This is a genomic window from Streptomyces sp. NPDC050263 (assembly GCF_040655955.1).
Classification (GTDB): Bacteria; Actinomycetota; Actinomycetes; order Streptomycetales; family Streptomycetaceae; genus Streptomyces.
Window position 1 is genome coordinate 63,864 of record NZ_JBFAKW010000038.1, and the last position, 7,935, is coordinate 71,798.

Below are 7,935 nucleotides of genomic sequence, written 5' to 3' on the forward strand. Positions count from 1 at the left end.
CAAGGCCGGCTCGGTCACGGACGGTGGTCTCGGACGGTCTCAGGCGGCCCCCGCCGTTCGCGTACGACGTCGGGATCGACATCGGGGCGCCCCCGAAGTCGTCCTGGTACCCGTCGGCCCGACTCGCGCCGGGGTGTCGCTGAGGTCCCGGGGGATCAGTGCCCTGGGGTGCGGATGGGGACCGCGGCCGGCGCCATGGGGCCCGCCGCGCGCAGATGCCGCGCCAGACGCGCCGGATCGGCGTCCTCACGCCCCGCCAGTTCGCGGGCGAGTGCCGCGTGCCGAAGCTGTCGGGAGGACGGAGTCTGTGTGCTCAGCACCACATCGCGAGCCAGCTCGGGCAACCGGTAGCGGCCGCCCCCGCCGAGGTCCCCGCCCGTGTCCGCGCTTGTGTCCGGGTCCCAGACGAGGATCCGGGCCGTCACGGCGGCGTCGACCGACGGCAGCAGCTCGTCCGGCGCGAGGCCCTGCACAGCGGCGAGCAGACCGACGTCCAGCCACTCGCCGTCGGCCGCGGCGTAGGTGAGCATGGAGCGCGCCGCGCTGGGCAACTCGACGAGTCTCGCCTGCAGGACGTTGCGCACCGCGGCGGGCACCTGCGCCTCCGGGCCGGTGCGCCGGCCCGGAGGCAGCTTGAGCGACTCGGCCAAGGCGAACGGATGCCCCTCGGTGCGCCGGTGCAGCGCCGCCGCCTCCTCGGCCGCCGCTTTCTCGGCCGCCGCGTCCTCGGAAGCGCCGCCCGCGAGCAGTTCGGCCACGTCGTCGACGGTCAGCGGCTCCAGGGTCAGCCAGGTCGCGCCGAGCAGGGCCAGCTCCGCGAGCAGCATGCTGGACGTCGGGCTGCTGCCGTCGCGCAGGGCGCACACGAACAGGACCGGGCCCTCCCGCAGCACCTTGGCGAGCCGTCTCAGCAGCCGGTGGAAGCCCTGCGGCGCCTGGTCGAGGTCGTCGACGACGCACAGCGTGGGCCCCTGCGTGAGCTCATGGACGACCGTGCCGAGCGGATCCCTCTGCGCCACGTCGTCCTGGGCGGAGTCCGAGCCGTCCTGCCGTAGCGCGTCCAGGAGTTGGACGGTGGGGCAGGTCTCGACGATCCCGCGGTTCCCGCTGAGCGCCTGACCCGCCCGGGTGCGGGCGACGGTGAACCCGGCGGCCGCGGCCCGCTCGGCCAGCTCCTGAAGCAGCCGGGTCTTGCCCGACCCCTGCTCCCCGCCCACCACGGCCCACCCGGGCCGCCCCGCGGCCGCGGCGGACAGCAGGGCCGCCAACTGCGCGCTTTCCTCGCTCCGGCCCACGAAGGGGGCGACGGCGGGCCGAGGGCCGAGGTCCGGGTGCACACACGCGGTGGTGAAGCCCGGTCCGGGGGGCAGCGAGGAGAGGGGCCTGCCGGACGCGGACGCGACGGCGCCGCCGAGGACGACGACGTCGTGCCGCAGGATCGCGGTGTGCAGATCCCTCAGCTGGGGGCTGGGGTCCAGGCCCAGTTCCGTGGCGAGCATGCCGCGGAACCGCTCGTACTGCCGAAGCGCCTCGACCGGCCGGCCGGCCGCGTACAGCGCACGCATCAGCAGCGCCCAGGACGTCTCCCGCAGCGGGGCCTTGAGGACGAGGCCCTCGGCGACGTCGATCGCCGGCTCCGTCTCGCCCTGCTGGACGAGGATCGTGGCCTGGAGCTCCTTGGCGTCCTGGAGGGCGCCGTCGAGCCGGGTGCGCTCGCGCATCGCGAAGGCGTGCTCGGCCGCCTCTGCCAGCGCCTCGCCGCGCCACAGTCCGAGCGCCGTCTCGATCTCCGCCCGCGCGGCCGCCAGTTGACGTTGCCTCAGCGCTTCCCGGGCCCGGCCCACGGACTCCTCGAAGAGCGCCGTGTCCCGTGCCTCGCGGGGCACCTTGAGGGCGTAGCCGGTCGGGCCGCTGACCAGGGTGGTGGACCGGCCCTGCCGGACCGGGTCGAGGACCGCGCGCAGCCGGCTGATGTGGGCGCGCACGGAGGACGCGGCGCCCGTCGGCCGGTCGGTCGGCCACAGGTCACGGCAGAGCGTGTCCTGCGAGACGGGCCGGCCGTCCTCGATGAGCAGCCGCACGAGCAGCAACCGGCGCTGCCGAGGGCCCAGATCGAGGGAGGCGCTGCCCTTCAGGACTTCGACGGGGCCGAGCACGCCGAACCGCATCGCGTGTGCGTGTCGTGAATCCGGAGTGGCCATGTGCGTAGTTCCTTACGTGGCGAGCTCGTCGAGAGTCAACCAACGGTTGGTTGCCCGGCTGTTGTCCGCGTGTTGTCCGCGTGTTGTCCGCCGGTCGGTACGGTTCAATTCTCGAATGTGCGGGCGGGGCGGCGCATCGGCGCAGGAAATGATCTCAGCGCCGCGGAACTGCAACCGCAGTTATAGGGCGGGACTACGACCTCGGGCTGACAAGGCCGCCCAGGCCCGCCTCCCTGAAGGAGAGTCGATTACGGGCAACGGGCCGACAATTGCTGGGCAACGAGCCGCGGCTACCTTCGGGATCCCGCGACACGGAATCTGTTGAAGGAACTCATGCGTAAATTGAAGTCTGCCGTCGTCAGCACTTTGATGGCATTCGCCGGAATTGCGGCAATGTCCGGAGCCCCCGCCCACGCGGCGGGAGAACTGGAATATGTGGCTCTGGGGGATTCGTACTCGTCCGGGGTCGGCGCCGGTCATTACGACAGCGCCAGCGGCGCCTGCAAGCGCAGCGAACTCGGCTACCCGGCCCTGTGGGCGGGCGTGCACGACGAGTACGCGCTCAAGGACGTCTCGTGCAGCGGCGCGACCATCGCGGACGTGCGCGCCGACCAACTGTCCGCCCTGAGCACGGGCACCGACTTCGTCACCCTCACGGTGGGCGGCAACGACGCCCAGTTCACCAGCGTCGTCCAGGCGTGCCTCACCAACACCGACGCCTACTGCAAGACGGCCACGGACTGGATGTCGCACTACGCCAGGAACCAACTGGTCGACGAACTCGCCGCGCTGTACAAGGACATCAAGGCCAAGGCGCCGAACGCCACCGTCAGCGTCCTCGGCTACCCGCAGGCGCTCGCCACGTCCGGGGTCTGCCCCGTCATCGACCTCAGCGCCGCCAAGCGCACCTACATGAACGCCTTCGCCGACGCCCTGGCCGAGGGCACGAAGGCCGCTGCGGCCAAGGAGCCGGTCCACTTCCTGGACGTGCGCGCCGAGTTCAAGAACCACGGGGCGTGCGGCTCCGACCCGTGGATCAACGATCTGTCCGACCCGGCCTCGGTCTTCCACCCCACCCTGGCGGGCTACGTCGCCGGTTACTACGCCAAGCTCGAGGCGACCTGGGGATGACCCCTCGACTGCCCGGGACGGCGTCGTCCCGGGCAGTGTCGGCGGGGGGGTGGCTCCGGCCCCTGACCCTGCTCCGGCTCCAGCCGTGGCCAGTTCCCAGATCCGGGCCGCGGTGTTCTCCGCGGTGTCGGTCGGCGCCGGCTTGTTCGGCAGTTGGGCGGGCACGGTCGTGTTCTTCTTCTTGCCGGGCCGGTCCGCGAAGAGCACGACCGTCAGGGCGAGCCGGGAGTCCAGCCCGGTGGACCACACGGTCCGGCGGGTGATCCCGCCGCCCGCCCCGGCCGTGAACAGGGGCGACCCGTCGGCCTGGACGGCCTCGTCGGACGGCCGCTTGTACATCGCCGTGCTCACCGCGAGCGCCTCCTCCTCGTCCAGGCCGCGCCGGGTCTCGGGGTGCGCGGTGTAGACCGTCCGGCCGTCCTGGGTGATCTTCGTGACCGTGTACGGGGTCGCGTACACCCCGTTCGCCGCCACGGTCGCGTACGCCGAGGCCAGCTTCAGCGGGGTGGGCGCCGCCGTCGTGCCCAGTCCGGCCAGCGGGGCGTCGAACCGGACCTCGGCGAAGGGCTTCAGCGCGTCCCCCGCCTCCACCGCGCCGTTCACCGCGTCGTTGAACGGCTGCCGGGCGTAGTCCGACCCCCCGTACAGCAGCCGCAGCGCGCCGTCGGCGGGCTCGATCGCCACGACGGCGGTGTGCAGCGTGGTGCCCTTCGCGCCCTTGAGGTCCTTCACCAGCTCGGTGGTGGCGTCCTGGAGGGCCAGGTCGAAGGTGGTCTGCACGGTGTAGCCGCCGCGGGCCAACTGGTCCTCGGTGATGCCGAGCCGGTCGGCGGCCTCCTTCCCGGCGACGTCGATCATGTACTGCCGCTGCCCCTCGGTGGTGCCCGGCGGATAGAACCGGAACGCCGGGAAGGCGGCGTCGGCGCGCTGCTTCGCCGTGATGCTGCCGCCCGCCTCCATCGCGTCGAGCACCCACTCCCAGCGGTCCCGCAGCTTCGCGGTCACCTTCGGGTCGGAGCCCGCCTTCTCGTAGTACGAGGGGATGTTGAGGATCGACGCCAGCGCGGCCGCCTGCGAGACGGTCATGTCCTCGGTGTCCACGCCGAAGTAGTTGCGCGCGGCCGCCTGGACGCCGGCGGCGCCCCGGCCCAGGTACACGGTGTTGAGATAGCCCTCCAGGATCTCATCCTTGGAGCGGGTGCGGTCCAGCTTGATCGCGATCAGCGCCTCGCGCGCCTTGCGCGACAGCGACTGCTCCGGGCTCAGCAGCGCGTTCTTCACGTACTGCTGGGTGATGGTCGACCCGCCCTGCCGCTCGCCCCCGGTCAGCGAGGCCAGCACCGCGCGGGCGATGGCGCGCGGGGAGACCCCGCTGTCCGAGCGGAAGGAGCGGTTCTCGGCCGCGATCACCGCGTCCTGGAGATACCGCGGTATCTGCGAGAGAGGCACTTCCTGGCGGTCGACGGGACCACGTCGGCCCAGGTAGGAACCCTTGGCGTCGGTGAACACCGTGCTCTGGGTGACGGTCTCCGGGTGCGGCTTCGGGATGTCCGTCAGCCGGTAGGCGACGACCGCCGCCGTGCACAGCCCGGCGATCAGCACGAAGAAGGCGATGAGCAGCCGGCGCAGCCGACGGCCCCGGGTACGGCGCAGCCGGAGGCGGAGCGGGACACGGAGGCGGAGCCGGTGCGAGGTCGCCGCCCGCTTCAGCCGCCGCGCCCGGCTCTTCATGAACGGAAGGCCCTTCACCTGACGTCGTCCGTCCGCGCGACGGCCCTGGCGTCCGCGTCGTACACGGTGACGACGGCCGGACGGTCCTCGACGCCCGCGGGGCTCTCGCCGCGCCGGGCGCTGTCGGCGGTCTCGACGAAGAGCGACTTGAGCTCCGTTGCCGTCAGGAGGGTGCTCGAGTACCAGACGCCCCAGCCCGGGCCGCCCGCCAGGGTGAGGACCGCGCCGGTGACCGTGGTGTCCCCGACGGCGACCGCGACGCGGCCCGGGTCCGCGGCGAGGCCGTGGTACAGCCCCGAGAGGAAGTACTTGCCGTTCACCGGCTCCGCCTGGGCCGAGACTTGCGGCTTCGCAGTGTCGGCGCCGTCGTCGCCCGGCCCGCGGAACTGGTTGGACCTGGTCGGCGTCGACCAGTGCTCGCCGTCGGCGGTCAGCCAGACCTGCATCCCCTTCACGACCTGCACCCGCTCACCGGGCGCGACGATCCGTACCGGGCTCACCGTCCCCTGCGCGCCCGCGGGCCCGGACGGCTCCGTGTCGCCGAAGACCCCGACCCGCTCGGCGGCGAACACCGTCGTCGGCGCGAGCACCGCCGCGCAGACGGCCAGGACGGCGCCGGTACGACGTCGGCGGCGGGCCCGCCCCTGCCGCTCGATGGCAGCGAGCGGCAGCGTGAACGGAACGCTGTCGTCCGCGACTTCGAAGGCTTCCCCGACTTCGAAGGCTTCCCCGACTTCGGGGGCTTTGCCGGTTTCGCGAACTCGGACGGTTTCGAGGGCCTCGATGACTTCGACGATCTCTGCGGCCTCGACGGCCGCCGCGAACAGCTCGCGCAACCGGTCGGCGCCGCGCCCGCCCCCGCTTGCGCCCCCTGCCCCGCACACCGCCAGCCCGCGCTGGGCGAGGCTTTTGACCGTGCCGGCCGAGCAGCCGAGCAACTGCGCGATCTCGACCTCGCCCAGGCCCTCCCCGTGCAGCATCACGAGCACGACCCGCTGCCGGGCGGACAGCGCGGACAGCGCGGACAGCGCCGATGCGACCCCCAACACCCCCCGGGGCACGGTTTTTCGGCGGCGCGCCCGGCGCAGATGACGCTTGACCAGGGAACGCCGGGCATAGAAGTCCACGTCGTCCCGAGGTATCCGCCGCCAGCGTGCGCACACCACCACCAGGGTGTGCCGCACCAGCTCTCTCGCCTCGTCCAGGTCGCCGGTGAGCAGGTACGCGGTGGTGACCAGCCGAGGCCAGCTCGTCCGCGCGTACGAGGCGAAGTCGTGGTGCCGCCGAGGGTTCGAGGCGAGTCGATGGATCCTGAGACTCGTGTTCATCGTCTTCCCCATGGGTCGTGTTGTGTTCCGCTGGGCGCGACCTACGGGATCTGTACGCACGGCGGGGCGGCGAGGTTGCACGGGAATTCCGAGACTCCGGCGGGGGCATGACCGAAGACGAGTTCGACGCCTTCTACACGGCCGCGTTCCCCCGTCTGACCGGGCAGCTCGCCGCGTTCACCGGGGATCACGGAGAGGCGCAGGACGTCGTCCAGGAGGCGTTCGTCCGGGCCTGGGACCGGCGGGCGAACTTCCTGGCCGACGAGGCGCCCGAGGCGTGGATACGCACGGTGGCCACCCGGCTGGCGGTCAGCCGCTGGCGGCGGGCCAAGCGCTGGCTGGAACTGGTGCGCCGGATCCCGCCGCCCGAGTACACGCCGGGGCCCGGCCCCGATCACACCGCGCTCGTCGCCGCGCTGCGCCAATTGCCCAAGGCACAGCGGTTGGCGATCGTCCTGCACCATCTGTGCGATTTGAGTGTCGAGCAGGTAGCCTCCGAGACCGGCGCGCCCGTGGGGACGGTCAAGGCCCGGCTGGCCCGAGGCCGCTTGGCGCTGGCGAAACATCTGACGGTGGACGAGACGGGCGCTGCGGTCGAGGCGGCCGACCCGGTGCGGAAGGAGGGCGGCCTTGTCGGATGAACTCCCCACCGGGCTCCCCACCGGGCTCCCCACCGGGCTCCCCACCGGGCTCCCTACCGGGCGCCCCGCCGAACTCTCCACCGCGCTCCGCGAGTTGGCCGCGCAGGCCGAGACCCCGCCGGTCCTCTCCGGCGCCGAGGTCCGCGCCCGTGCCGTACGCCGGGCCCGCCGCCGCATGGCATGCACGCTGGGCGCGACCGCCACGGCCGTGGCACTGGTGGCCTTCGCCCTGACCGCGGACTTCACGGCGGACGAACACGGCAAGGGGACAGAGATCGGGACCGGGGCCGGACCCGGACCCGGAAGGCAGAGCCCGCTCCCGGCCACCACCACCCCCGCCGACCCGTCCCCGTCCCCGTCCCTGTCCCCGTCCTCATCCTCGCCCCCGTCCGGTGACGCACCCGAGGCCGTGCCCGTCACCGGCACGCTGGACCTCGACCGACGCGTGGTGACCGTCGGGGAAAAGGTCATGCCGATGTCCTCGGAGTACATCGACGGCGCCAAGCTCACAGGCCCGCTGACCGTGTATCAGACATACGAGACCAAGGCGCTGACCGTCACCGACCTGACCGACGGGACCCGCCACGTTCTGGAGCTGGTGTACGCGGTCGAGCTGCGCGACGCCAGGAACCAGCGGGTCTACATCGGCTACCGCTCCTCCTACGACGTGAAGGAGTCCGACGCCGACGACAACCACAGCTGGATCGGCCTGAAAGCGGCCGACGCCAAGTGGTTCCACGAGGAAGCGGTCACCGGCACGGCCTTCGCACTCACCACTCTGCCGACGGCCACAGCGGCGACCGACGAAGGCTAGTGCCGCGGCAGGCAACGTTCGCCCCGTCGCGACGCCCGGCACGCACTCTCGCCGCACCGGCCGAAAGCCCAAGTACGTCCAGTACGAGG

At 72.4% G+C, this 7,935-nt stretch carries 5 protein-coding genes and 1 pseudogene; 3 read left to right on the plus strand and 3 right to left on the minus strand.

The window, feature by feature from the left end:
- Positions 1-155: 155 nt before the first annotated feature.
- Entirely contained in the window at positions 156-2,201 is a 2,046-nt protein-coding gene (locus AB0J04_RS19330; RefSeq protein ID WP_363169687.1) for a BTAD domain-containing putative transcriptional regulator, read from the minus strand.
- Positions 2,202-2,594: 393 nt separating this feature from the next.
- Between AB0J04_RS19330 and AB0J04_RS19335 the strand changes: the two genes are divergently transcribed.
- Entirely contained in the window at positions 2,595-3,332 is a 738-nt protein-coding gene (locus AB0J04_RS19335) for an SGNH/GDSL hydrolase family protein (protein WP_363169693.1), read from the plus strand.
- A gap of 969 nt (positions 3,333-4,301) precedes the next feature.
- Here the strand turns inward: AB0J04_RS19335 and AB0J04_RS19340 are convergent.
- Both AB0J04_RS19340 and AB0J04_RS19345 read right to left on the minus strand, forming a co-directional pair.
- Positions 4,302-5,063 (minus strand): annotated as a pseudogene (locus AB0J04_RS19340) (biosynthetic peptidoglycan transglycosylase); the annotation flags it as partial.
- A 14-nt stretch (positions 5,064-5,077) separates the two neighbouring features.
- Entirely contained in the window at positions 5,078-6,403 is a 1,326-nt protein-coding gene (locus AB0J04_RS19345) for a sigma factor-like helix-turn-helix DNA-binding protein (protein ID WP_363169688.1), read from the minus strand.
- Between the two features lie 95 nt (positions 6,404-6,498).
- Here AB0J04_RS19345 and AB0J04_RS19350 point away from each other — a divergent pair, with 95 nt between their 5' ends.
- Positions 6,499-7,032: a SigE family RNA polymerase sigma factor gene (locus AB0J04_RS19350; RefSeq protein WP_363169689.1), complete on the plus strand. Its 534-nt coding sequence runs from the start codon at positions 6,499-6,501 to the stop codon at positions 7,030-7,032.
- A complete protein-coding gene (locus AB0J04_RS19355; protein WP_363169690.1) occupies positions 7,022-7,846 on the plus strand; it encodes a hypothetical protein in 825 nt (274 codons plus the stop codon). Before AB0J04_RS19350 ends, AB0J04_RS19355 begins: the two co-directional genes overlap by 11 nt.
- Positions 7,847-7,935 lie beyond the last annotated feature (89 nt).

Coding starts and splice junctions, on each gene's coding strand:
- AB0J04_RS19330 (WP_363169687.1), bottom strand. CDS start 2,201: ATGGCCACTCCGGATTCACGACACGCACACGCGATGCGGTTCGGCGTG.
- AB0J04_RS19350 (WP_363169689.1), top strand. CDS start 6,499: ATGACCGAAGACGAGTTCGACGCCTTCTACACGGCCGCGTTCCCCCGT.
- AB0J04_RS19335 (WP_363169693.1), top strand. CDS start 2,595: ATGTCCGGAGCCCCCGCCCACGCGGCGGGAGAACTGGAATATGTGGCT.
- AB0J04_RS19345 (WP_363169688.1), bottom strand. CDS start 6,403: ATGGGGAAGACGATGAACACGAGTCTCAGGATCCATCGACTCGCCTCG.